Origin of the sequence: Microbacterium sp., from assembly GCF_017305435.1 — a bacterium.
In the GTDB taxonomy this organism is placed as follows: Bacteria; Actinomycetota; Actinomycetes; order Actinomycetales; family Microbacteriaceae; genus Microbacterium.
In genome coordinates this window covers 568,459-592,290 of sequence record NZ_JAFKIP010000002.1, presented here as the reverse complement: position 1 = coordinate 592,290, position 23,832 = coordinate 568,459, and the positions used below count along the sequence as shown (strand labels likewise).

The following is a 23,832-nucleotide window of genomic DNA, read 5'->3' as shown; positions in this document are numbered from 1 at the left end:
CTGACTGACGACTTCTGTTGCAAGGGACACGCAATGCCTACATTTCAGGATCCTGTCGTCGATGGCGAGGAAGCATGTCACGCTCTGCGCGCTCTCGCGCACGCCACGCGCGCGTTCGATGACCCGGCACAGACGTACGAGGTGGTCGGGGACCTGTTGGGCGGCCTGAGGTCGCTCGAACAGGTGCTCGATCAGCTCGCGTTCGCGCACACCAGCTCGGACGCGATCGCCCGGACTGACGACGGCGATCACTGGGCAGGGGTGGAGGAAGCCCATGCAGCCGCCCTCGCGCTGCGCCGCGCGTCGACCCTTGTTGCTCGGGCAGGCCTGGCCTTGGATCGGGCATCTCAGCACTCCAGCCGAATTGCATGGCGATCCTCCGCCGTCGTCGCACCGCCGGTCTCGGAATCACTCGCGCCCCGCGTCAATCCGAACGACTCGTTTCAGCGCCCTGGCCCCTCCGCCATCCAGGGGTCTGGTGCGAAGGTTCACCGCCGCAACGGGATGTCGCTGTGAACGCGCAAGGGGGTGAGCGCATTCACACCACAACGCTCGTGGACCCGGCAGGCGAACGTAGGAAGGAGCGTCGTGCCCGACGAAAGGCATCCCAGCGTCTTAGTGCCGTCACTCGCGCTGCGGGCACCGAATCCGACCGTGCCGCGGTCGAAGCTCAGCGCGCGGATCTACGCGCGACGGCCTACCTGCCTGCCGCCGGGGAGTCGCGGCCCGCGGCGCTCCGAACCCCCGGCCGCCTGCGGATACCGCGCCACCAGGACACCAGTGCGACGCTCGCCGGAGCTTACCCGTTCCTCGCCGAAGGCGGACTCGGCTCGCAAGGCGTCTTCGTCGGCCAGGACCTCTACTCGGGTGCGTCATTCGTATATGACCCGTGGGTGCTGTACTCACGTGGGATGATCACCGCGCCGAACATCGTCCTGGCAGGGATCGTGGGCTCCGGTAAGTCATCGCTCGTGAAGAGCCTCTACACGCGCTCGATCCCCTTCGGGTCGCCGCGTCTACGTACCCGGCGACCCGAAGGGCGAACACACTGCCGTCGCCGAAGCGGTCGGTGGACAGGCAATCGTGCTCGGACACGGCATGGCGAACCGACTCAACCCGCTCGACGAAGGGCATCGCCCGTCTGGCGTTTCCGACGAGAGCTGGGCCGGTCAGGTCGCCTCTCGTCGCCGCGACCTCATCGGGGCCTTGACCGAAACGGTGATCGAACGACCACTCAGCCCGCTGGAGCACACCGCGATCGACCTCGCTCTCGCGGACACTGTGCGCTCATGTGAGACCCCGATTCTGCCGATGGTCGTGGAACGCATCCTCTCCCCGGACGTATCCCGACAATCCGACCGCCGCCTCGTCGAGGACGGCAGGGTCGTCGGGCATGCACTCCGTCGGCTGGTTGCCGGAGATCTCGCCGGACTGTTCGACGGTCCCAGCACCGTCACCTTCGACCCGACTCTGCCGATGATCTCCCTCGATCTGTCGCGCGTTGCCGAGAATACGACGCTCGTCTCTGTCCTCATGACGTGCTCCTCCGCCTGGATGGAATCCGCCCTCCTCGACCCTCACGGTGGGCAGCGCTGGGTCATCTACGACGAAGCCTGGCGCCTCATGTCGCATCCCGCCCTCCTGCGACGCATGGATGCGCAGTGGCGGCTCGCGCGCCACTACGGAATCGCGAATCTGCTCGTCTTCCACAAGCTCTCCGACCTCGACAACGTCGGCGACCAGGGCTCCGCCATGCGCGCGATCGCATCATCCCTCCTCGCCAACGCGGAGACCCGAATCATCTACCGGCAGGAAGCGGACCAACTCGGAGCGACTGCGACCGCACTGGGCCTCACCGGCACTGAGCAAAGCCTGCTGCCCGGCTTGGCAACGGGTCAAGGCCTCTGGCGGATCAAGGATCGTAGCTTCGTGGTTCAGCACCAACTGCATCCCGCGGAGCTTGCAGCATTCGACACGACGAGCCGGATGACGGAGGGCGTGAAATGACGACAGCGCACGCTTTACGACGATCCACCGACGCGATCCGCGTGCCAGCGGTCCTTCCCGTGATCACCATGACGATCTCGGCGGACGGCACGATGACCGTCGCCGTCGATGGGACGCCGTTCGAACCGCCTCGGTTCGGGGCACCCTGGGCCCGCGCGTCCTTTGCGGAAGTCATAGACACGGTCCTGCTCGCTCGCGGGTCGCCGGTGCGGGTCGTCGTCCACGAGGCAGACGGCACGATCTTTACCGATCTCATCACCCGGCCGCTGCAAGGCTCGGTCGCCCCGAGTGCGCCGCCGCAGGTCCGGGACGCAGGGTCGAGCGCTCAGGCGGGGCCACCGGCCGCACCCGCAGCACTCATAGATGCGACGCCCTTGATCGAGCCGCCTCGCGTTGTATACGGCGAAGAGGGATTCCTCCCGGGTGAAGAGGTAGCCCTAGCGATCATCGTGCGTCACATCAAGGCTTCTGCGGACGGGTCCGCTCGAGCGTTGCTGGAACCGGGGCTCTGCCGCGTGACCGCCGAGGGCGAGATTGTCCTCGTGGGGAGAATCTCCGGCACGTGTGTTTTCGGGATCGTCGCATGACGGGTCCCCACGGTGTCGGTGTCTCCGGTCCTGACGGGCTGACCAACGTCGCGTTGCTCGCTGTCAGCGGGGCCGTTGCGATCGCCGGCATCCTTCGTGTGGGCGGCAATCTCGCCGCCTTCCTATCAGGAGCGGAGCAGCCGACAGGTGGTCTGGCCGCGGGGCTCGGTGTCTTCGGCTCCCCCGCTGACCCGGGGGCGGCACTCGGATCTCCTGGGCTCAACGCCGTGGCGTACTGGGCTGTCGTCGTGGCGTTTGTGGCGCTGCTCAGCGTTTCGGGGTGGTGGGTCTGGCGCGTCATCCGAAACCACACTCGTCATTCCCGATCCGACCCGAACAGGATCGCCGGAATCGCGACCGCGGCCGACGTGCGCCGCGCTGCCTCCGATCGCGCGTTGCTGAAGCGCGCTGCCCACCTTCGCGCGTCCGTCGACAAGCCGCGATGCGAGGACGTCGGCTACCTCGTGGGAGTGGCGCGAGGAACGAAGGTGTGGACGTCGGTTGAGGATTCGATCCTCGTCATTGGCCCTCCCCGGTCGGGCAAGGGCGCCCACGTCGTCATCAACGCGATCCTCGACGCACCTGGCGCCGTCGTCACGACCTCCACCAGGCCGGACAACCTCACGACCACCATTCGCTCGCGGATGAGTCGAGGGCCCGTCGCCGTGTTCGATCCACAGCATCTTGCCCCGGGCGTACCGGCGGGCTTGCGGTGGTCTCCGGTACGCGGCTGCGAGCTCCCACTAACCGCGATGATTCGCGCCGCGGGGCTTGCGGCCGGTACGGGCCTGTCGAGCGTTGGGGTGGAAAACGGCGGCTTCTGGGAGGGCAAGACCCGTACGGCCCTTCAGTCGCTGCTGCACGCCGCGGCGCTCGACGGCCGCTCACCTGGTGAGCTCTTTCGCTGGACGCTCGATCCGGCCGCGGCGAAGGATGCCGTCGCGATCCTCACGTCCAATCCTGCGGCCGCGACGGGATGGGCCGAGTCGCTTGAGGCGATGATCGACGCCGACCCCCGCACGCGCGACTCGATCTGGCAGGGCGTCTCCCTGGCGTTGGCGGCTCTGGCTGACCCCCGTGTTCTCGACGCCGTCAGCCCGAGCGAGGACGAGCAGTTCGATCCGGAGACCTTTCTTCGACGCAACGGCACCCTGTACCTTCTCGCGACGGGCGCCGGCGCCGGCGCATCCTCCTCGCTCGTCGCCGCGCTGGTCGAAGACCTCGTCGAAACCGCGAGGCGCGTTGCCGCGAGATCCCCAGGCGCCCGCCTCGACCCGCCGCTGCTTCTCGCGCTGGATGAGATCGGCAACCTCGCCCCTCTGCCGTCGCTGCCTGTCCTGATGGCCGAAGGTGGAGGCACCGGTGTCACCACGATGCCGGTGCTTCAGTCGCTCGCGCAGGCCCGTCAGCGGTGGGGCGACAACGCAGCCACGGCGATCTGGGACGCGAGCATCGCCAAGATCGTGCTCGGCGGCGCCTCAGGGTCTAGAGACCTCCAAGACATCGCCACCCTGATTGGCGACCGCGACGAGGCCACCGACTCGATCACGATCGGTGAACGCGGTATGCGCTCTAACCAGCGATCAACGCGCCGGGTTCCGATCATGCCGCCCGACGTGATTCGCACGCTGCCGTACGGCACGGCGCTCCTGCTGCTGAGGTCGGCGCCGCCGATCGTCACGCGCATGCGCGAATGGACTGCCCGGTCCGACGCTGCAGAACTTCGCGCTGAACGGGCTCGAGTCGAGGAACAACTGCGGCGGGGATAGGCGACGCACCTAACGGGTGATGGCCGACATGCGGCCCCCTGGCAGGAGCATCCGATGACTATCCACACCCAGCAGTCTCTCTCCGGGTTCATCGCGTCGCAGCCTCAGCTCGCATTCAACGCGAAAGGCGAAGCCCGGTTCTGGGCGCGCATCGGGCAGGAGCACTTCGAACGCAACGAAGACGGCACATTCACCCAGACCGAGACCACCTACCACGACCTCGTGATGTTCCGGCGCAACGCGGAACGGGCGTACGCGATGTTCAACAAGGGCGACGTATTCATCGCCGAGGGCTACACGCACACCTCGACGCGGGAGCGCGACGGCGAAACGGTCGGGACCGAGGAGTTCGTCGCGAAGCGACTCGGGCACGACTCCGCGCGCACGAACTACATCCTGCAACGCCGCCGCAACGCGCTTCCCCCGGTGGCGGCATCCGCCCCGTCGACGGCAAAGCCCGCCGTCCGGCCCGTGGTCATCTGAGCGACTGATGACCGCCGACGAGCCCCTGCACTTTCCGGGCTACGAGTTCGAGCCACCGACGCCGGACGGCCCTGAAGGTGAGGTCGATGGCCTGCCGAGCGTGCCCCGCCCGGTGAACTGGAACGTGCTCACCTCGGATCGAGCTGCATTCGAGTGGGTGGAGCTCGACAGGTGGGTGAACTGGCTACGACGCACATACGGCCTCGGACCGTCGATCATCCCGCCGCTGTGGCATCGCCACTCCGAACTCGTTTGGGAGCTCTCCGCCCTGCACCTGCACTGGCTCTGCGCCTACGACGAGGAGCAGCATGGCTCCGCTCCCCTCGGCTGGCACCAGGACTTCGCCGAGGCGCGCGAGCGCCTGCACGACTGGGTCGCCGCTTGCGGCTCGCGCATCGACCGCGACCGGGCGACACGTCAGACCGCTTGGCCTGGGGAGGATCCCGCGCCAGCCGTCGAAGAGGCGGCGATCAAGGACCGCGCAGCCGACTTCCGTCGGTTTGTCGTCGAAGACGTCGCGCGCAGGCGGGCGGTCGAGGACGCGTTCATGGCGGAAGCCGAGGACTCGGATCATCGCCCATGAACCCACTCGGGTGAGGTTTGCGCGTGCCGCCCGTTCGACCAAGGATCACCGTGCAAGTCGGCGTACTGATTATACGATCCAAGTTGGAATCGCTGTTCGAGACTTTTGTGAACATCGCACGCCTGGTCCAGCTCAATCGTCGGGCTCGCCCGCTGACCGACCGTGTTGCGGGCTGCCGTGTCATGCGGGATGACGTCGTGCCGCGGGTTTAGCGCAGGATGCCGCGTTGTCTGGCTGCGGATACGGCTGCGGTGCGTGAGGTGACGGCGAGCTTGGTGAAGATGTGGGCGAGGTGGGATTTGACGGTGGTCTCGCTGACGAAGAGTTCTGTTGCGATGTCGGTGTTCGAGTGGCCAGCGGCGACGAGCTTGAGTACTTGCATCTCGCGACTGCTGAGGTTCGCTTGGGGTGCTCGCATGCGGCTCAGAAGTCTTGAGGCGATGACGGGCGCGAGGGCGCTTTCGCCTGCGGCGGCGGCGCGGACGGCTGCTGCGAGCTCGTGGGGTGGGGCATCTTTGAGGAGATAGCCGCTGGCGCCGGCTTCCACGGCTCCCAGGATGTCGGCGTCAGAGTCGTAGTTGGTGAGCACGAGGACATACGGGGCTGCGTCGAGGGCGCGGATACGCCGTGTCGCGTCGACTCCGGTTGTGGAGGCCTGGGCGCCGAACTGGAGATCCATCAGTACTACGTCAGGGTTGCTGTGTTCTGCGGCGAAAACCGCTTCGTCGGGTGTGGCAGCTTCCGCGATGACGTCTATGTCCTCCTCGAGGGCGAAGAGAGCCACCAGTCCAGCGCGGACGATGGGGTGGTCGTCGGCGATCAGAAGCCGGGTCATGTGGTCTGCTCCAGGGTGAGCTCGATGGTCAGCTGAGTTCCATGGCCAGGGTGGGTGTCGATGGCGAGGCTGCCACCGAGTTGTTCTGCTCGTTCGCGGGTCGCCTGGAGTCCGAACGAATCTGAGCGACCGCGCGATTCGGTGGATGCGAGCTGGGGGTCGAAGCCTTTGCCGTCGTCGGCGATGGTGAACTGCAGCCGTTCGTGATCTGCGGCGAGAGTGATCGTTGCGGTGGTGGCGTGTGCGTGCTGGATGACGTTGGCGATAGCTCCCTGCGCGATTCGCAGCAGCGCCGTCTGGACGTGCATCGGTAGATCGAGTGTGTCGGATACACGCACGTTGACGTGGAGTCCTTGCGCAGCCCATTGAGAGTCGGCGAGCCTCCGCAGCGCTCCGCCAAGGCCGCGGTCGTCAAGATCGGGTGGGGTCAGTTCACGGACGAACCGGCGTGCATCAGCAAGATTGCTGGCCGCCGTTTCTCGGGCAAGCCGGATGTGCTCCGCGCCAGGTCGGTCAGGGTCGGCTTTGTCGGCGGCGTAGAGCAGCATCTGGATGCTGGAGAGGCCTTGGGCGAGGGTGTCGTGGATTTCGCGAGCCAGCCGGGCGCGTTCGGCGAGGACTCCGGATTCGTGTTCGGTTGCAGCGAGCTGTCCTCGGGTAGCGAGCAGTTCATGCATGAGGGTCTCGCGTTGTTCCGCCTCTCGGGCCAGAGCCTGGTAGCCAAGACCGATCAGGAGGGCGACTCCCGCGCCGATCAGTGGGCCGACGACTCCCGCGAGACTCCATCCGTTATGGATGCCAAGCGCACAGATGGCAGTCACGGTCGCGACGGCGATCGCTGCAGCACCCCACCAGGGGCCGAGGAGATGGAGGTAGAGGAAGAACAGAGGAAAGACGAGGTACGCGGCTTCGGGTGTCAGCCATAACAGGACCACCCACTGGAGCGTGAGCGCCGCCAACCACAGCAGGCGCAGCACGCGGCCACTCCGACCCGTGGTCCTGGTCCTTATCGCCCCGACCCCGTATGTGGCGATCATCACCAGTGTGAGGACGATAGCGGCGAAGCTGCTCTCCGTCGGTGAAATCACCGCGCGGACGATGACCAGAACGGCGAGAGCGGCGAAAAGTACATGCAGCCCGGTGCGAAGACCCAAGAACACTGGGGTGAGCGCGGTGTGGGGCATGGACCGAATCTTACGCATGGCTATGACTGCGGAATCCTCCGAAAGGACGACTTTCCCAACCACCCTTCAGTCGGCAAAGCCTGTGCTGGCAGGCGATGAGATGGCAGGTCGAGAAAGGAAAAGTGGTAGGTGTCCCCAGGTCGGGTGACCGGAAAGGAATCTCATGTTCGTCGCGCTCCGCGACCTACGCTTCGCCCGCGGCCGATTCGTCTTGATCGGGTCGGTCGTTGCCCTCATCACCGTTCTCGTCGGCTTCCTCAGCGGCCTCACCGGTGGCCTTGCCGTCCAGAACATCTCCGCCGTCCTGTCGATCCCGGCAGATCGGGTGACCCTTTCTGCGCCCACCACGGACGGTGCGGCTGCAAGCTTCTCTGACTCCACCATCACCGAACAGCAGAAAACTGCTTGGGACACCGCGGCCGGCGTCACCTCGGCAGAACCTATCGGGATCAGCCAGACCCGGGCAGAGGCCGGCGACGCCCGCATCGCGATCGCCATCTTCGGCGTGCAACCCGGATTTAACGCCACCGCCCCCTCCCAGGATGGTCGGGTGAGCCTCTCCGCTCCCGCAGCCAAAGACCTCGACGTCGCTATCGGCGATGACGTGACAATCGCGGGGACCACGTACACGGTCGAAACGATCGCTGGCGATGCCTGGTACAGCCACACCCCGGTGGTGGAGATGACCCTGTCCGACTGGCAGACCTATTCGGCTGCCACTGGCAACCCCGATGCTTACGCGACGGTTCTCGCTGTCACCGGGTCACCGGACTGGGAGACCGTGGACACCGCGACCTCCACCGTCTCCCAAACCGTCCTGGGGTCGTTGACCGCGCTCAGCGCGTTCCGCTCCGAGATCGGGTCGCTTCTGCTGATGGTCACGATGCTGTTCGGGATCTCCGGCCTCGTCATCGGCGCGTTCTTCACCGTCTGGACCATGCAACGCAAGGGTGACATCGCCGTGCTCAAAGCACTTGGCGCAAGCACCTCCTCTCTCGTCCGGGACGCACTGGGTCAGGCGCTGATCGTGCTGCTGCTGGGGATAGGAATCGGGTTGGGAGTGGTCACCCTCTTTGGCACGCTCGCCGGTACCGCCCTGCCGTTCCTCCTGAATCCACTCACGACACTGCTGCCCGGCGCGATCATGATCACGCTCGGCCTCGCCGGAGCCGCATTCGCGCTCCGCTCCGTGACCTCCGCCGACCCCCTCACCGCCCTCGGGAGCAACCGATGATCCGCCTCGACAACATCACCCTCACCTTCCCCGACGGCGACAATCGCGTCACCGCCGTCAACCAGGTCAGCCTCACCGCTCACCCAGGAACCGTTACCGGCATCACCGGACCCAGCGGCTCCGGCAAGTCCAGCCTCCTCGCCGTCGCCGCGACCCTCATCCGCCCCGACAACGGGCAGGTCATCATCGACGACATCGATGCCACCCGCCTCAGTCCCGGCGAGGCGACTGAGACCCGCCGGGACAAGATCGGCATCGTTTTCCAGCAGTCCAACCTCATCCCGTCCCTGACCGCGCTCGAGCAGCTCTCCGTCATGAATGAGCTCGGCGCGCGCCACTCCCGCCGAAACCGTGGCAACGCAGCCAAACGCGCCGAGACGCTTCTGGACGCGGTCGGACTTGCCGACCACCGAGACAAACGACCCCACCAGCTCTCCGGCGGGCAACGCCAGCGAGTGAACATCGCCCGCGCCCTGATGAACGACCCCAGCGTGCTCCTCGTCGACGAACCCACCAGCGCCCTCGACCAGGAACGCGGTGCCAGCATCATCGAACTCATCCTCCGCCTCACCGACGAGTTGAACACCTCGACGCTGCTCGTCACCCACGACCTCGTCCACCTCCCCCAGATGCACGGCGTCGTCAACCTCGTCGACGGCGCACTCGTCGACACCGTCTCCGCGGCCGCCTAACCAGCGGCCCCAGCAAAGGAAAACTCCTTGGACCTTCTGTTCAGCATCCTGCACGTCGCCACCGCGGTCTTCATCATCGGCCCCATCGCCATAGTGCCCATGACCGGCCTCCGGGCGCTCCGCACCGGAGACACCGCCCGCGCAACGGCGTCACCGAAAGGCCTCCGCTTCCTGACCTACCTGTCCCTCCTCGTGATTGTCACCGGATTCGGAGTCATGGGTATGGCCGACCCAAAATACGACCTCTCCATCACCACCCCCTGGATTCTGGGATCCCTCATCCTGTATGTGATCGCCGTTGCGCTTACGCTCGGGATCGTCATCCCCACATACCTCCACCCGGAACGGCAGGGACCGAGGCAGCGCTACACACGCGTCGCGGTGAGCTCAGGTATCGCAACCATCTGCCTGGTCGCGATAGTCGTGCTGATGGTGTGGAAGCCGTAACACCGGCCGCGAACGCCCACAATTCGACGCTCACCAGTTGGCAGAACGGCTGTATCTCGCTGTCCACGCCGCTGCCCGCTCAGGGATCGATCAAAGCGTGATGTCGGGTCGCCGTTGGGCGTAATCGGTCGTGAGCCAGCGAAAGATCGTCAGCGATGATGTCGGGGAGGCAGCGTTGGCGCGGAGATAGCCCCGGCTTGCGAACTCGAGAGCGTGACGGCGCGGTTCCGTGTACACGTCGAGGGGAAGCATCCCGCCCCGGAACCGCGCGCGGGATACCTCAGCGACGCGCGCCCGTAACTCGACCTCATGATCGGTGAAGTACTCCTCAGCGACCGCAAGGATCTCGCGCACCACACGCCAGTTCTCCGAACGCTCCTGCCACGCGTGCACCAAGTCCGGAGGAGTCGGCTCGTCCTGATCTCTGATTCGGGCGATGTCCTCACCGCTCCGCTTCTGCGCGAAGAAGGCGTCGGCCGCTGCATCGTTGTGACGTCGCTCCGGCGCTAGGACCCGGTGAAGCCGACGCTCGGGCAACCCGGCACGCGCACGGCGACGCTGCAGGCGCCTTGTCTCGTTCTCGCGCTCACGATAGGTCGCACGTTGGTCAGGAGTGGGCGACCATGCCGGGTCGCGGCCGGCAGCCCGGGCCCGGTCGACCGCGCGGCGTCGAGCCTCGTTCGCCTTCGCTGGGTCTGCAGCCTCACGCGCCCGCCGCCGCTCGGCGATCGCGTCGCGGTTCCGGTGATAATAGTCGCGCTGAGCCTGCTTGTACGTCTCCGGGTGCTTCTGCTTGTAGCGCTCGCGCGCTTGCTGACGCTCCTCCGGGTGCTCCGCTGCCCACGCGCTTGCGCGATCGATCCCCTTCTGACGGCGCGCCTTCTCCTCCCGCTCGCGCTGAGCACGATCACGCTCCCGCTCGCGGTTCTTCCGGCGGATGTCCTCACGGTTCCGCTCACGGTACTCGGCGTAGTAGGTCGGGTGCGCGTCGTTCCATGCGTTCCGCTGCGCCGCCAGGCGCGCTGCCCGCTCGTCGTCGCTCGGCTGCGCGTCACTCATGGTGCTCCACTGCGAGAACTCCGTCGAGCTCAACGAGAGCCGTGAACAACTCCTCGCGCGTCGCGGTGGGGTCCGTGATCGCTCTTTCGAAGAGCGCACGCATCCGTTCCCGCTCGACGTCGGCCACACCGCCCAGCCGCGCGAGACACCATTCGATGTCGTCGGCGAGGCGGTAACTCGGATCATCGACCTCGATGCCGGGGTAGTACAGGAACGCGAGCACAGCCACGTGCTCGAGGACGGCGTCAGCGCGCTCACGATCGCTCATGGCATGAAGGTGCGCACCCAGCGCCCACGATTCACACGGCGATGTCTGCAGGTCGTTCTACCCTCATCCGTGTCGGCCGGAGGAGGAACCCTATGGTCGACCAGCGCCGGTGGCACCCGCTCCTGGCAGCGCAGGAGAATCCCACGGGCACCTGGAGCCTGCTCGACGCACACGACCGCGTGTACGGCACGATCGAGATCCGCCGAGTGAGCGACGACGACGTTCGCTACCGTGTCAGCTTCCGCGGCGCAGTCATCGGCTGGTCAAACACCCTCCGCCTCGCCTGCGAGCGCGTCCACGGCGAGTTCCTGCGGAACCACGGCCCAGATGGCGGGCCGATCGCGAGTTGGGGCACGAATGATCGAGGTCGACCGATCGAATAGCCACTAGGCCGCTTCGATGTCTTCCTCGTCGAGGAAGTCGAGCGCCAGATCATCCACCAATCCGTCGTCGGTCGAGAGCAGCGAAGTATCGGGGTTCACCCGGCGTAGAGTCCGTTCGAGGATTCCTGCCGGCCCCCGATCCACGCTGCGGTCGGGCTCGATGTAGTGCCCTTCTGTGATCGCTGTCGATCCGTGGCCGAGGAAGGTGGCGGCAGCGTCGGCGCTCGCCCCGCGCGCGATGACCGTTGCACCGGTCCGCCGATACCAGCGCAACGTGATCCCCTCCCCCGCGAGATCTGCCAACTCGAGGAACGCTCGGAAGGTACGTCGCACATTGAACGGGCTCAGTGGCTCGCCCGCACGATTGGCGAAGATGGTCCGTTCCGGGTCGGTAGTCAGGATGCCGGCCAGCCGTGCTCGAACGACGTCCGCAGCGAAATCGGGAACCGCGATTCGGCGGATAGAGTGCTCGGTCTTCGGGTGGTCTTGACGCACGGCGCCGCTGCCGGTGCGCAACACGACCGTCCCCGTCACCGAGATCGTCATCCCGCTGGGACCGTCCTCGACATCGCACACTCGGAGAGCGAGGCACTCGCCGATGCGCAGCGCGGTGCCGAGGAGCACCTCGATGATGTCGCGCACCTGCCCGTCGGGCTTGGGCCCTTTGACGTCGGGTCCGGTCCGCCAGCGACCCGCGGCATCGCGGATCGCGTTGATCTGCTCAACGGTCAACGCCTGACGCTCGCCCTTCGGCCGACGCAATGGACTTGTTCCCTGCACCGGATTCCGCGGGATCGCATCGTGCCGGAGAGCAAAACCGAAGAGTTGATTGAGAATCGTCCGCGAGTGGTGCGCACGAGAGAACGACACAGCCCTCTCAGAGCGGAGGAACCACTCCACGCGGCCCGTGGTGATCTCACCGAGCGAGAAGTGCTCGAACTGCGGCCGCACGCGGAGGCGGAGATCATCGCGGTAGTTCTTCTTCGTCCCGTCCGACAGCTCGCGCATCTCCAGATCCTCGAGCCACAGATCAGCGAGGTCACGGAAGGAGCTGCTGAGATCGAGCAGGCCTCCCGAACCGAAGCCCGGCCTGTCCAGCAGGCGCTCCTTCAAACGGGCTCGAGCGGCCGACTCCGTACGTGCAGCACCCGTCACTCTGCGCAGACGCCCGTCGGCGTCGCGAATGCGCGCCAACGCTACGTAGGACGCGCCTCGCCTGGTCACGCTAATGGTTCCGTACGAGCCGATCAGGGTGCGTGGCCGCCCGCCGTTCATGACGCACCGCCGGCGTGACGCTGCTCGTCGGCCAGCTCCATGCGCTGGACCCACGCGTCGATCTCGCTCTCACGAAACCTCAGCTGCGTGCCGACACGAAACCCACGGGGGCCACGACCCTTGCTCCGCAGGTCGTAGATCGTCTGCACGGAGACTTTGAGCTGCGCGGCAAGCTCAGCCAGCGACACGTAGTTCCCGTGTCCCGACTCTGAGGTGCCAACACCGTCCATACAGCGAAGGTGCGCGGGCCTTGCCGCGTACCTTCCAGATACTCCGAGAAGGTCCGAAAGCGCACTGCGGCGACCCGGCGAAGTGTCCAGTAAACGACTACCAAACATTCAAACTCCCTGATCAGGGAGTGAAGATTCGGTGCTTTACCGGGAGTTTTGGTGGACCTGAGGGGACTCGAACCCCTGACCCCCTGCATGCCATGCAGGTGCGCTACCAGCTGCGCCACAGGCCCATTCTCTGGGTCGTTACCGCTCCCGCGGCAACCCTTCGATGCTACTACATCGCAGCGGATGCCACGAACCGAGCCCCTACTCGGGCGCGTCGACGGGGACGCCCGTCGGGATGATGGGGCAGTCCGTCCAGAGCCGTTCGAGGCCATAGAAGACCCGCTCCTGCTCGTGGAAGACGTGGACGACCAGATCGCCGAAGTCGACGAGGATCCAGCGCGCTTCGTGCTTGCCTTCGCGCCGCAGACGCTTGACGCCCTGCTCGAGCATCGCCTCTTCCACGGCATCCGCGATCGCGGCGACATTGCGTTCGCTCGAGCCCGTCGCGAGCAGGAACGCGTCGACGAGGGGCAGCGGCTCGGACACGTCGAAGGCGACGAGATCCTCGGCGCCCTTGCTGTCCGCTGCCGCGGCAGCGATCTGGACGAGTTCGGTCGTGCGGGGCGATGCGGTCAACGGAAGGCTCCCGTGAAGAGGGCGACGATCAGCACGCCCATGAGGGCGAGCGCGAGCGCGCCGGCGGTGATGCCGAGGGCGATCATGAGGCGGCTCCCCTTCTCGGGGGCCGGCGGCTTGATGATGTCTTCGGCGCTCTTGATGGTGCTGATCGCGGAGCTCGCCGCGATCGGCGTGGGCGACGAGGTCGCGGGCAGCTCTCCGTCGACGAGGATCGCGTCGATCTCCTTGCCGTCCGACGATCCGCGCGACGTGCCCGTCGACCCGAACGACTCCGGAAGGCTGTAGGTGCCGGTGACGAGCACCTCACCGGTGCCCGCGATCGGCGAGGTGAAGGCCCCGGTCTCCGGAGTCTGCGAGAGGATCAGGGCGTTGGATGCCGCCAGCGATCCGGTGGCCGCGCTTCCGCGGGTGAGCAGCTGATCGAAGGATGCCGGCAGGTCGAGCTCCACGCCCTCTCCGGCGAGCAGACCCGACCCGAACGTCGGTGCGACGACCGCCCGAGGCTCGTCGTCGGCATCCCCGCTGTCCGCGTCCGTCGTCTCGGGTTCCACCGGGGCGACCTCGATGTCCGGAGACTCGCTCTGCGCCTCCGCGAGAGCCTCCGCGGCCGTGTCCGGGTCGGCGACGTCGACGCTGCCGGGGTCCTCCCGGGGGGCGTCAGCCGAATCCGGGTCCTCGTGCGCGTCGATGTCCTCGTCGACGACGGGTACGGACGCCGTACGCAGACGTTCCTGCTGGCGTGCCGCACGACGGGTCAGCGCGGGCGAACCGAGGTCGACGTCCTGCTCGGTCGGGGCGTCCTCGACCGTCACGGGCTCAGCGGCCCGAGGCAGCGGCGCGGCGACCGCGGCCGCGCTCTCCTGTGCCTGCTCGGGTGTGATGATCGGGTTCGATGCGGTGTTGCGCAACTCGCGCAGCTGACGCCGCGTCAGCTGAGGGGTGTCGGGCTGATCGGGTGTGCTCATGCCTCGCTCCGGTACAGGTGGTGCTTCGCAATGTATTGGACGACGCCGTCGGGGACGAGATACCACACCGGGTTTCCCGCACGCACGCGTGCGCGGCAGTCGGTCGAGGAGATCGCCAGAGCGGGGATCTCGAGCTGGCTCACGTTCTCCGTGGGCAGGCCTTCCGTGCTGAGCACGTGCCCGGGCCGCGAGACGGCGACGAAGTGGGCGAGATCCCACAGCTCGCCGTGATCGCGCCAGCTGAGGATCTGCTCGATGGCGTCCGCGCCCGTGATGAAGAAGAGCTCGGCATCCGGTCGCGCCTGCCTCAGCTCCCGCAGGGTGTCGATCGTGTACGTCGGTCCGTCGCGGTCGATGTCGACGCGGCTCACCGTGAAGCGCGGGTTGGATGCCGTGGCGATCACCGTCATGAGGTAGCGGTGCTCGCTCTCGGTCACCTTGTCCTTCTGCCACGGACGACCCGTGGGCACGAAGACGACCTCGTCGAGGTCGAAGGACTGAGCGACTTCGCTGGCCGCGACGAGGTGTCCGTGATGGATGGGATCGAACGTCCCGCCCATGACCCCGATCCGCGGGGCGCGCTCCGAAGCCATCCGCCTGCCTCAGTGGTGGCCGTGGCCCACCTGCGCCTGATCGACGGGGTGCGCCTTGGCGTAGGCCTCGGCCTTGTGAGCGTGACGGTTCGCCACGTTGCGGTACGACAGCGTGACGAAGCCGAGCGCGAGGAACACGACCATGGCGATCGCGCCGAAGACGAAGGTCTCGCCCTGGACGTTGCCGTGATGCTCCGCCGTCTCGGTGGCGAGGGCGATGATCGTGGCGATGGTCATTCGGGCTCCGTTCGGTTCGGGTGAGTCAAGTTTAGGCGGTTCAGGCGCGAATCTGCCCGGCGCCGCGCGCGAGCCACTTCGTGCTCGTCAGCTCCGGGAGCCCCATGGGCCCGCGGGCGTGCAGCTTCTGCGTCGAGATGCCCACTTCGGCCCCGAACCCGAACTCGCCCCCGTCGGTGAAGCGCGTGGACGCGTTGGCCATCACGACGGCCGAGTCCACCTCGGCGAGGAACCGCTCCGCATTGCGCTCATCGGTCGTGATGATCGACTCGGTGTGGTGCGTCGAGTAGCGGCGGATGTGGTCGAGAGCCTCGTCCAGGTCGTCGACGACGCGCATCGACAGATCGAGGCTCATGTGCTCGGTGGCCCAGTCGGCATCCATCACGGGCACCGCACCCGGTACGAGCGCGCGCACGTCGTCGTCGCCGTGGATCGTGACGCCGGCGTCTTCCAGTGCGGCCGCCACGGGCGGGACGAGGCGGTCCGCGGCATCCCGCACGACGAGCACCGTCTCGACCGCGTTGCAGACGCTCGGACGCTGCACCTTCGCGTTCACGACGATCTGCTGCGCCCATTCGAGCGGCGCCGACGCGTCGAGGACGATGTGGACGACGCCCGCACCCGTCTCGATGACCGGGACCGATGACTGCGTCACGACGGTCTCGATGAGTTGCGCGCTCCCCCGCGGCACGAGCACGTCGACGAGCCCGCGGGCCTGCATGAGCGCGTCCGCGCCGTCGCGTCCGAAGTCATCGACCGTCTGGATCGCCTCGGGGTCGATGCCGACGGATGCCAGTGCGCCGCGCATGACGGCGACGAGCGTCGCATTGCTCGACTGCGCCGCGGTCCCGCCGCGCAGCACCACGGCGTTGCCCGAGCGCAGAGCCAGGGCGGCGATGTCGACGGTCACGTTCGGTCGCGCCTCGTAGATCGACCCGATCACACCGAACGGGACAGACACCTTCTGCAGGTGGACGCCATTGGACAACGTGCGCTCGTCGAGGATGCGCCCAACGGGGTCGGGCAGGTCGGCGACGTCCCGCACAGCGGCTGCGAGGGCATGCACGCGGGCCTCGTCGAGCCGGAGGCGGTCGAGTAGTCCGGCCAAGAGGCCGTTCTGCTCGCCGCGGCGCAGATCCTCGGCATTGGCGGCGACGATGTCGGTCGCCGCGTCCTCGATCGCCGTCGCGATCGTACGCAGCGCATCCGCCTTGGCCGCGTCGCTCAGCAGTCCCACGCTGCGAGAAGCGGTCTTCGCGAACTCCATGCGCTCGCGCGCCGTCGTTGCGGTCATCGCCGGGGTAGTCATCCGCCCAGTGTAACGAGCCGACGGATGCCGAGTCGCACCGATCAGGACGCGGTCGCGGCGGTGCGGACGCTGCCGGTCGCGGCGCCGAGCGTCAAACCCGGCGTCGCATCGGGGTCGGGAGCGAACCAGGTGCCGACCGGTGCGCCGCTGAGCGCCTCGACGACGAGGTCGGCGCTCGTGACGAGCACTCCGATCCCGGCGGCTGACGCCAGCTTCGCGGCGGAGACCTTGGTCGCCGCTCCCCCGGTGCCGACGCTGTTGACGACGACGGAGCCGAACTCGAATCCGGCGAGATCGTCTCCGAAGGTGACGGTGTCGATCGGGAGCGCGCCGGGCTCGTTCGGCGGCCTCGTGTAGAGGCATTCGATGTCGCTCAAGAGGACGAGGGCATCGGCTCCGATGAGCTCGGCGACGAGGGCGGCGAGGCGATCGTTGTCACCGAAGCGGATCTCGTGCGTTGCGACGGTGTCGTTCTCGTTGACGATCGGCAGGACGCCGAGCCCCAGGAGGCGGTCCACGGCGCGGCGCGCGTTCGCACGGTGCGCGGCATTCTCGAGGTCGCCGGCCGTCAGGAGCACCTGTCCGGCGAGCATGTCGTGCCGATCGAGCGAGGTCTGGTAACGCCACATGAGGACGTTCTGGCCGACCGCCGCGGCGGCCTGCTGCGTCGCGAGATCCGAGGGGCGGCCCTCGAGGTCGAGAAACGGCAGCGCCGTCGCGATCGCGCCCGACGACACCAGCACGACCTGTGTGCCCTGCCCGCGCGCGGCGGCGAGGGCATCGACGATGGACTCGATGCGGTGGTGGTTCTCACCGCTGATCGACGACGAGCCGACCTTCACGACGACCCGCTGTGCCCCTGCGATCTGGGACCGTTCCTGCACGCTCACGCTTCCTCGTCGTCCTCCCCGGCGAAGCCGTCGTGGATGGTGCCCAGGCGCTCCTGCTCGAGTTCGGCGCGGGCTTCCGCCTTGGCATCCATGCGCTCGTGATAGCGCTCGCGGCGCTGCGACGTCGTGCGGCGCGGGTTGAGATCGAGGCGGGGGTCCGTGCCGCGCGGCGCCGTCATGAGCTCGGCCGCCGACGAGAGCGTGGGATGCCAGTCGAACACCACGCCGTCACCGTCGCCGATCACGACCGTGGAGCCGGCCTCTGCGCCTGCCCGATACAGCTCGTTCTCGACGCCGAGTTTCTCGAGGCGGTCGGCGAGGAAGCCCACCGCCTCCTCGTTCTGGAAGTCGGTCTGCTGTACCCACCGCACGGGCTTCGCGCCCAGGATGCGGAAGATGTTGCCGTATGTGCCGCCTTCGACGCGGATCTGGAACTCGCGCTCGGAGCCCTGCGGGCGGATGATGACGCGCTCGGGGGTCGGAGCCGCGGCCTGTTCGATGCGATGGCGCGCGACGATGTCCGCCAGCGCGAAAGTCAGCGGTCGCAGACCCTCGTGACTGACCGTGGAGATCTCGAACACGCGGTACCCGCGCGCCTCCAGATCGGGGCGCACGAGGTCGGCGAGATCCTTCGCCTCGGGCACGTCGACCTTGTTGAGCGCCACGAGCTGCGGGCGCTCGAGCAGCGGCACCTGCCCCTCGGGCACCGGGTAGTTGCCGAGCTCCTCCAGGATGACGTCGAGGTCGCTCAGCGGGTCACGACCCGGCTCGAGCGTCGCGCAGTCGAGCACATGGACGAGCGCCGTGCAGCGCTCGACGTGACGCAGGAACTCGAGCCCGAGGCCCTTCCCCTCGCTCGCACCCTCGATGAGCCCGGGCACGTCGGCCACCGTGAACCGTACGTCGCCGGCCTGGACGACGCCGAGATTGGGGTGGAGCGTCGTGAACGGGTAGTCCGCGATCTTCGGCCGCGCCGCGGAGACGGCGGCGATGAGGCTCGACTTGCCGGCCGACGGGAACCCGACCAGTGCGACGTCGGCGACCGTCTTGAGCTCGAGCTGAACGTCGCCCTCCCAACCGGGCGTGCCGAGCAGAGCGAAGCCGGGCGCCTTGCGCTTCGGATTCGCGAGCGCGGCGTTGCCGAGGCCGCCCTGCCCGCCGGGGGCCGCGATGAAGCGCGTCCCGGGGACGAGGAGATCGGCGAGGACCTCGCCCTCGGCATCCTTCACCACCGTGCCCACGGGGACGGCGAGCTCGAGGCCCTCTCCCGCTGCGCCCGACCGGTTGTCGCCCATGCCGAATCCGCCGTTGCCGGCGCTTCGGTGCGGTGAGTGGTGGTACGACAGGAGTGTCGTCACCTGGGGGTCGGCGACGAGCACGACGTCACCGCCGTGTCCGCCGTTGCCGCCGTCGGGGCCGGCGAGAGGCTTGAACTTCTCCCGGCGCACCGATACGCAGCCGTTGCCGCCCTTGCCGGCACGCAGGTGCAGCGTGACGCGATCGACGAAGGTCACCATGTCGGTCTCCTGTCCGGGAACGAACGAGGGGCGAGCCGAAGCCCGCCCCTCGCGAAGTGTGTATCGCTCTTACTCAGCCGCCGCCACGATGTTGACGACCTTGCGGCCGCCCTTCGTGCCGAACTCGACCGCGCCCGCCTCGAGGGCGAACAGCGTGTCGTCGCCGCCGCGGCCGACGTTCGCGCCGGGGTGGAAGTGCGTGCCGCGCTGGCGGACGATGATCTCGCCGGCGAGGACCTGCTGGCCGCCGAAGCGCTTCACGCCCAGTCGCTGTGCGTTGGAGTCACGCCCGTTACGGGTAGAGCTTGCGCCCTTTTTGTGTGCCATCTCGTCTTCTCCCGTGGCTTACTTGATGCCGGTGATCTTGACGCGCGTGAGGTCCTGACGGTGCCCCTGGCGCTTCTTGTAGCCGGTCTTGTTCTTGAACTTCTGGATCACGATCTTCGGACCGCGCTCCTCGCCGAGGACCTCGGCGGTGACCGTGACCTTCGCGAGCTTGTCCGCATCGGTGGTCACGGCGTCGCCGTCCACGAAGAGGACCGCGGGGAGCTCGATCTTGTCGCCGACCTTGGCCTGCTGACGGTCGAGCACGACGATCGTGCCGACCTCGACCTTTTCCTGCCGGCCTCCGGCGCGCACAACTGCGTAAACCACTTCACACCTGTTTCTTCTGTGGAGCGCTCGGCTCCGATTGTCTTCCGAGGCGAATCGCCTCTGACGAGTCTGCGGGCGCGGAGGCGGAACCTCGACGCACCAAGGGACTACTTTACCGGATGCGGGCCCAGCGGGCAAAAGCATCCGATGCGCGTGTCGCGGATGCTTACGATGGGGCGATGGTGATCCTGATCGACGACCCGCGCTGGCCGGCTCACGGCAGGCTGTGGGCGCATCTGGTGAGCGACACCGATCTCGCCGAACTGCACGCGTTCGCGTCTGCCCAGGGCATCCCGCATCGCGGCTTCGACCTCGATCACTACGACGTCCCCGAGGACGCGCACGCGCGTCTCGTCGCTGCCGGGGCGCAGCACGTGAGCGGGCACGAGCTCGTACGCCGGCTCATCGCGTCGGGTCTGCGGGTGACGGCGCGGGAGCGGCGTGCGCGAGCCACGACCCGCTGACGAGCGGATGTCCCGCGGATGCCCGCCGCCGGCCCGCGCCGCCCGGATCAGTCCTCCGTCGTGACCGGCGTCGCGTCGACCGGCGTACCGCTCAGCGCCGCCGTCGTGACGCGGCGCCGCCCCCGACCCTGACCGGGCGCCTTGGGCTCCGGGAGGGCGCTCAGCACAGAATCCAGGAGCAGATCCTTCTCCGTCTTCGCGGCCCCGCCTTCAGGGCGGTCGCTCTTCTCACTCCGAGCGCGCCCTTCGCCCCGCTTGCGACGCGGCTTCTTCACGCTCTCACGCGCCTCGACGACGACGTCCGCCGCGACCGGGCTCGACGCGGCATCCGCCACGGCCTCCCCCGTCGCCGGGTGAATCGTGGATGCCGCGATCGCCGCGAGCGCGGACTTCGCGCCCTCGGTGATGACGTGCGTGCCGCCGCCGTTCGCACCGGTCGAAGACGAGGAGCTCGTGGAGCGGGGGCGCCGCGCGTTCCCGGAGCCGTTCGTCACGGGCGCGCGGTGCTTCACGACCGGATCGTGGTGGACGATCACTCCGCGGCCCGCACACACCTCGCACGGCTCGCTGAAAGTCTCCAAGAGACCGAGGCCGAGCTTCTTGCGGGTCATCTGCACGAGTCCGAGCGAGGTCACCTCCGCGACCTGGTGCTTCGTCCGGTCGCGGCTCAGGCACTCGATCAGCCGACGCAGCACGAGGTCGCGGTTCGACTCGAGCACCATGTCGATGAAGTCGACGACGATGATGCCGCCGATATCGCGCAGACGCAGCTGGCGGACGATCTCCTCCGCCGCTTCGAGGTTGTTCTTCGTGACCGTCTCTTCGAGGTTGCCGCCCGACCCGACGAACTTGCCGGTGTTGACGTCGACCACCGTCATCGCTTCGGTGCGGTCGATGACGAGCGACCCACCCGACGGCAGCCAGACCTTGCGGTCGAGCGCCTTCTCGATCTGCTCGGTGACGCGGAACCGGTCGAACGGGTCCTGGTCCTCTTCGTACTTCTCGATGCGTTCGAGGAGGTCGGGGGCGACGCCCGCGAGGTAGGACGTGATCGTCTGGTACGCGTCCTCCCCCTGGATGAGCATCTTCGAGAAGTCCTCGTTGAAGACGTCGCGGACGATCTTCACGAGAAGGTCCGGCTCGGAGTGCAGCAGGTACGGTGCCTGCTGCGTCTCGACCTGCTTCGAGATGTGCTCCCACTGGCTCGTGAGACGCTGCACGTCGCGAGTCAGCTGGTCCTCGGTCGCACCCTCCGCCGCCGTGCGCACGATGACGCCGCTCGACTCGGGGAGGACCTCCTTGAGGATGCGCTTGAGCCGCGCACGCTCCGTGTCGGGGAGTTTCCGCGAGATGCCGTTCATCGCGCCGCCCGGCACGTACACGAGGTAGCGGCCGGGGAGCGAGATCTGGCTCGTCAGGCGAGCGCCCTTGTGTCCCACCGGGTCCTTCGTGACCTGGACGAGCACACGGTCACCGCTCTTCAGCGCGAGTTCGATGCGGCGCGGCTGATTGCCGGTCTCCACGGCATCCCAGTCGACCTCGCCCGAGTACAGCACCGCGTTGCGGCCGCGGCCGATGTCGACGAACGCCGCCTCCATCGAGGGCAGCACGTTCTGCACGCGTCCGAGGTAGACGTTGCCGATGAGAGAGGATTCCTGGCTGCGCGCGACGTAGTGCTCGACGAGGACGTTGTCCTCGAGCACCGCGATCTGAATCCGCCCGTTCTTCGAGCGCACGATCATGTCGCGGTCGACGGCCTCGCGGCGGGCGAGGAACTCGGCCTCCGTGACGACGGTGCGGCGGCGACCGGCCTCACGACCGTCGCGACGGCGCTGCTTCTTCGCCTCGAGACGCGTCGATCCCTTGATGCGCTGCGGCTCGGTGATGAGCTCCACAGCGCGCTGGCGCGGCTGACGCCCGCCACGGTCGGTTCGTTCCGTCCGCTCCGCGCGGTCGGCACCGGATGCCTCATCGAGGTCACCGATCGGCGCGCCGCCCCGGCGGCGGCCGCGGCGGCGCGCGCTGGAACCCGGGCCGGAACCCTGGTCCTCGCGGTCATCGCGATCGTCGTCGCCCGGGCGCGACGGCTGCGCGATGGGCTCGGGGGCGTAGAAGAAGAGCTGCGTGGACACCTGCGAGACGAACTCCGCGGGCAGCAGTCCGAGGGAGACCGCGGTGACGGGCTCCGGCGCCGCCGGTTCGTCCTCCACCGGCGCAGCCTGTGCCGCTGCGGCCTCGAAGGCGGCATCGGCCGCGCTCTCGGCGTCCTCGGCATCCGTCGCGATCTGCTCGGCATCGGCGACGACCGCCTCCTCGGCGACCTCCTCGGCGGCGGCTGCGTCGTCGACGATGCTCTCCGCGTCGGCCACCGCGGCGGCGTCTTCCGCCGCGTCGGCGGCCTCTTCGGAGGCGACGATCGCCTCCGCCTCCGCGACGACGTCGCCGTCGTCGGGTGTCGCGGGCGCGTCGGAGCCGAGAGCCTGGTCGGGCGTCAGCGTCTGTTCGGCGTTGTCGCGGTCGGAATCGGGGATGTCATTGTGCTCATCGGCCATCTCTGGCGTACTCCTTGCGGGGCGGCTCCGCGGGCCACTCCCGGCAGATCTGGCGGTCTCGCTCCGGTCCGGAGGTGCCGCGAACTCATACGGTCTGCAGCCTCACCCGCTCGGCGGCGGGGCTCGTACTGCGAAGGGCGTTCATCGCCCGAAGTCTTCGGTGATGCGCTGCGGCGCGGCCGCGGCGGCATCGCGCCCATTATTCCACTTTCCGCTCCGGAATGCGCGTGACGGCGCGCGGCGCCGCTGCGAGGCGCATTCTGAGCGCGCCGCAAAGGCACGGATGCCATAATCACGCCATGTCGTCGCGCACCATCGAGTCCCGCCCGAAAGCCCTCGCCGTGTGGCTCGTCATCGCGGGAGTGATCGGCTGGGGGGCGGCTTTCGCGCTCACGGTCGAGAAGTTCCACGCGCTTCAGAACCCGGGCTCCGGGCCGGCGTCGTGCGATTTCAGCATCATCGTGCAGTGCACCGCGAACCTCGATTCGTGGCAGGGCAGCGTCTTCGGCTTCCCGAACCCGATCCTCGGCCTCACGGGCTGGGTCGCGCCGATCGTCGTCGGCATGGCCGTCCTCTCGGGCGCTCGGTTCGCGCGCTGGTTCTGGCTCGCCTTCGCCGCGGGCATCACGTTCGCGTTCGGCTTCGTGCTGTGGCTCATCAGCCAGAGCATCTTCTTCCTCGGCACGCTGTGCCCGTGGTGCATGGTGACGTGGCTCGTCACGATCCCGACCTTCTACGCGGTCTGGGTGTACCTGCTGCGCGCCGGCGTGATCTCCGATGCCGCGCGCGTGCGTGCCGTCGGCAGCAAGCTCGCCGCGTGGGTGCCGCTCATGGCGATCGTCACCTACGCCGTCGTACTGCTCCTCGCGCAGCTGCGACTGGATGCCATCCCGCAGCTGCTCGACGTCATCTTCTGACGCGCTGAGGT

At 67.7% G+C, this 23,832-nt stretch carries 27 protein-coding genes, 1 tRNA gene and 1 pseudogene; 12 read left to right on the top strand and 17 right to left on the bottom strand.

Going from position 1 to position 23,832, the window contains the following annotated elements; genetic code table 11:
- Positions 1 to 33: 33 nt before the first annotated feature.
- The 6 genes and pseudogenes from J0I43_RS03110 to J0I43_RS03085 all read left to right on the top strand — a co-directional run bounded on the left by J0I43_RS03110 (position 34) and on the right by J0I43_RS03085 (position 5,429).
- Positions 34 to 516 carry a hypothetical protein gene (locus J0I43_RS03110; protein ID WP_292859078.1) on the top strand — a complete coding sequence of 161 codons (483 nt, stop codon included), beginning with the start codon at positions 34 to 36 and terminating at the stop codon, positions 514 to 516.
- Positions 513 to 2,007, top strand: a pseudogene (locus J0I43_RS03105) (ATP-binding protein). The gene J0I43_RS03110 and the pseudogene J0I43_RS03105 overlap by 4 nt, the downstream one beginning before the upstream one ends.
- Complete coding sequence (locus J0I43_RS03100) at positions 2,004 to 2,594, top strand: hypothetical protein (protein WP_292858820.1); 591 nt, start codon at positions 2,004 to 2,006, stop codon at positions 2,592 to 2,594. The pseudogene J0I43_RS03105 and the gene J0I43_RS03100 overlap by 4 nt, the downstream one beginning before the upstream one ends.
- On the top strand, positions 2,591 to 4,363 hold the full coding sequence (locus J0I43_RS03095) for a type IV secretory system conjugative DNA transfer family protein (protein WP_292858817.1): 1,773 nt from the start codon (positions 2,591 to 2,593) through the stop codon (positions 4,361 to 4,363). The genes J0I43_RS03100 and J0I43_RS03095 overlap by 4 nt, the downstream gene beginning before the upstream one ends.
- A gap of 54 nt (positions 4,364 to 4,417) precedes the next feature.
- Positions 4,418 to 4,846 (top strand): single-stranded DNA-binding protein, encoded by a 429-nt coding sequence (locus tag J0I43_RS03090; RefSeq protein ID WP_141883111.1) that lies wholly within the window; start codon positions 4,418 to 4,420, stop codon positions 4,844 to 4,846.
- A 7-nt stretch (positions 4,847 to 4,853) separates the two neighbouring features.
- The gene (locus tag J0I43_RS03085) at positions 4,854 to 5,429 is read left to right on the top strand and encodes a hypothetical protein (protein WP_200830190.1); all 576 of its coding nucleotides are present in this window, start codon (positions 4,854 to 4,856) and stop codon (positions 5,427 to 5,429) included.
- A 208-nt stretch (positions 5,430 to 5,637) separates the two neighbouring features.
- Here J0I43_RS03085 and J0I43_RS03080 read toward each other — a convergent pair whose 3' ends face one another.
- Entirely contained in the window at positions 5,638 to 6,264 is a 627-nt protein-coding gene (locus J0I43_RS03080; RefSeq protein ID WP_292858806.1) for a response regulator transcription factor, read from the bottom strand.
- The gene (locus tag J0I43_RS03075; RefSeq protein WP_141883122.1) at positions 6,261 to 7,448 is read right to left on the bottom strand and encodes a sensor histidine kinase; all 1,188 of its coding nucleotides are present in this window, start codon (positions 7,446 to 7,448) and stop codon (positions 6,261 to 6,263) included. The genes J0I43_RS03080 and J0I43_RS03075 overlap by 4 nt, the downstream gene beginning before the upstream one ends.
- A gap of 163 nt (positions 7,449 to 7,611) precedes the next feature.
- Here J0I43_RS03075 and J0I43_RS03070 point away from each other — a divergent pair, with 163 nt between their 5' ends.
- From J0I43_RS03070 to J0I43_RS03060, 3 genes are read left to right on the top strand one after another with little or no spacing between them, the layout of a single operon-like run.
- On the top strand, positions 7,612 to 8,682 hold the full coding sequence (locus J0I43_RS03070; protein WP_292858801.1) for an ABC transporter permease: 1,071 nt from the start codon (positions 7,612 to 7,614) through the stop codon (positions 8,680 to 8,682).
- Complete coding sequence (locus J0I43_RS03065; protein ID WP_141883124.1) at positions 8,679 to 9,374, top strand: ABC transporter ATP-binding protein; 696 nt, start codon at positions 8,679 to 8,681, stop codon at positions 9,372 to 9,374. The genes J0I43_RS03070 and J0I43_RS03065 overlap by 4 nt, the downstream gene beginning before the upstream one ends.
- Before the next feature lie 27 nt (positions 9,375 to 9,401).
- Positions 9,402 to 9,821, top strand: coding sequence for a DUF2269 family protein (locus tag J0I43_RS03060; RefSeq protein ID WP_292858794.1), 420 nt, complete (start codon positions 9,402 to 9,404; stop codon positions 9,819 to 9,821).
- A gap of 90 nt (positions 9,822 to 9,911) precedes the next feature.
- On the opposite strand, the gene J0I43_RS03055 is transcribed toward J0I43_RS03060, so the two are convergent.
- Both J0I43_RS03055 and J0I43_RS03050 read right to left on the bottom strand, forming a co-directional pair.
- The gene (locus J0I43_RS03055) at positions 9,912 to 10,880 is read right to left on the bottom strand and encodes a hypothetical protein (RefSeq protein WP_292858791.1); all 969 of its coding nucleotides are present in this window, start codon (positions 10,878 to 10,880) and stop codon (positions 9,912 to 9,914) included.
- Positions 10,873 to 11,148: a hypothetical protein gene (locus tag J0I43_RS03050; protein ID WP_141883127.1), complete on the bottom strand. Its 276-nt coding sequence runs from the start codon at positions 11,146 to 11,148 to the stop codon at positions 10,873 to 10,875. The genes J0I43_RS03055 and J0I43_RS03050 overlap by 8 nt, the downstream gene beginning before the upstream one ends.
- 92 nt (positions 11,149 to 11,240) lie before the next feature.
- On the opposite strand from J0I43_RS03050, the gene J0I43_RS03045 reads away from it, so the two are divergent.
- The gene (locus tag J0I43_RS03045; protein WP_292858786.1) at positions 11,241 to 11,531 is read left to right on the top strand and encodes a hypothetical protein; all 291 of its coding nucleotides are present in this window, start codon (positions 11,241 to 11,243) and stop codon (positions 11,529 to 11,531) included.
- 3 nt (positions 11,532 to 11,534) lie between these two features.
- Here the strand turns inward: J0I43_RS03045 and xerC are convergent, their stop codons facing one another.
- From xerC to rplU, 12 genes are all read right to left on the bottom strand, one after another.
- The gene (xerC, locus tag J0I43_RS03040; RefSeq protein ID WP_141883129.1) at positions 11,535 to 12,806 is read right to left on the bottom strand and encodes a tyrosine-type recombinase/integrase; all 1,272 of its coding nucleotides are present in this window, start codon (positions 12,804 to 12,806) and stop codon (positions 11,535 to 11,537) included.
- Entirely contained in the window at positions 12,803 to 12,994 is a 192-nt protein-coding gene (locus tag J0I43_RS03035; RefSeq protein ID WP_251449849.1) for a helix-turn-helix domain-containing protein, read from the bottom strand. Before J0I43_RS03035 ends, xerC begins: the two co-directional genes overlap by 4 nt.
- 199 nt (positions 12,995 to 13,193) lie before the next feature.
- Positions 13,194 to 13,269: transfer RNA gene (locus J0I43_RS03030), tRNA-Ala, on the bottom strand.
- 76 nt (positions 13,270 to 13,345) lie between these two features.
- Positions 13,346 to 13,720, bottom strand: a complete 375-nt coding sequence (gene rsfS, locus J0I43_RS03025; RefSeq protein ID WP_292858775.1) for a ribosome silencing factor — start codon at positions 13,718 to 13,720, stop codon at positions 13,346 to 13,348.
- Positions 13,717 to 14,688, bottom strand: a complete 972-nt coding sequence (locus tag J0I43_RS03020; RefSeq protein ID WP_292858772.1) for a hypothetical protein — start codon at positions 14,686 to 14,688, stop codon at positions 13,717 to 13,719. Before J0I43_RS03020 ends, rsfS begins: the two co-directional genes overlap by 4 nt.
- Positions 14,685 to 15,281 (bottom strand): nicotinate-nucleotide adenylyltransferase, encoded by a 597-nt coding sequence (gene nadD, locus J0I43_RS03015; RefSeq protein WP_292858770.1) that lies wholly within the window; start codon positions 15,279 to 15,281, stop codon positions 14,685 to 14,687. The genes J0I43_RS03020 and nadD overlap by 4 nt, the downstream gene beginning before the upstream one ends.
- Positions 15,282 to 15,290: 9 nt before the next feature.
- Positions 15,291 to 15,518: a hypothetical protein gene (locus J0I43_RS03010; protein ID WP_292858767.1), complete on the bottom strand. Its 228-nt coding sequence runs from the start codon at positions 15,516 to 15,518 to the stop codon at positions 15,291 to 15,293.
- Between the two features lie 40 nt (positions 15,519 to 15,558).
- Positions 15,559 to 16,827, bottom strand: a complete 1,269-nt coding sequence (locus J0I43_RS03005; protein WP_292858761.1) for a glutamate-5-semialdehyde dehydrogenase — start codon at positions 16,825 to 16,827, stop codon at positions 15,559 to 15,561.
- Between the two features lie 41 nt (positions 16,828 to 16,868).
- A complete protein-coding gene (gene proB, locus J0I43_RS03000; protein ID WP_292858758.1) occupies positions 16,869 to 17,717 on the bottom strand; it encodes a glutamate 5-kinase in 849 nt (282 codons plus the stop codon).
- The gene (obgE, locus tag J0I43_RS02995) at positions 17,714 to 19,234 is read right to left on the bottom strand and encodes a GTPase ObgE (protein WP_292858755.1); all 1,521 of its coding nucleotides are present in this window, start codon (positions 19,232 to 19,234) and stop codon (positions 17,714 to 17,716) included. Before obgE ends, proB begins: the two co-directional genes overlap by 4 nt.
- Positions 19,235 to 19,303: 69 nt before the next feature.
- The gene (gene rpmA / locus J0I43_RS02990) at positions 19,304 to 19,561 is read right to left on the bottom strand and encodes a 50S ribosomal protein L27 (RefSeq protein WP_204963532.1); all 258 of its coding nucleotides are present in this window, start codon (positions 19,559 to 19,561) and stop codon (positions 19,304 to 19,306) included.
- Positions 19,562 to 19,579: 18 nt separating this feature from the next.
- Positions 19,580 to 19,888 (bottom strand): 50S ribosomal protein L21, encoded by a 309-nt coding sequence (gene rplU / locus J0I43_RS02985; RefSeq protein ID WP_292858747.1) that lies wholly within the window; start codon positions 19,886 to 19,888, stop codon positions 19,580 to 19,582.
- Between the two features lie 179 nt (positions 19,889 to 20,067).
- Between rplU and J0I43_RS02980 the strand changes: the two genes are divergently transcribed.
- Positions 20,068 to 20,352 (top strand): DUF4031 domain-containing protein, encoded by a 285-nt coding sequence (locus tag J0I43_RS02980; protein WP_292858744.1) that lies wholly within the window; start codon positions 20,068 to 20,070, stop codon positions 20,350 to 20,352.
- A 47-nt stretch (positions 20,353 to 20,399) separates the two neighbouring features.
- On the opposite strand, the gene J0I43_RS02975 is transcribed toward J0I43_RS02980, so the two are convergent.
- On the bottom strand, positions 20,400 to 22,904 hold the full coding sequence (locus J0I43_RS02975) for an Rne/Rng family ribonuclease (protein WP_292858741.1): 2,505 nt from the start codon (positions 22,902 to 22,904) through the stop codon (positions 20,400 to 20,402).
- 299 nt (positions 22,905 to 23,203) lie between these two features.
- Here J0I43_RS02975 and J0I43_RS02970 point away from each other — a divergent pair, with 299 nt between their 5' ends.
- Positions 23,204 to 23,821: a vitamin K epoxide reductase family protein gene (locus tag J0I43_RS02970; protein WP_292858738.1), complete on the top strand. Its 618-nt coding sequence runs from the start codon at positions 23,204 to 23,206 to the stop codon at positions 23,819 to 23,821.
- The last annotated feature ends 11 nt before the right edge of the window (positions 23,822 to 23,832 follow it).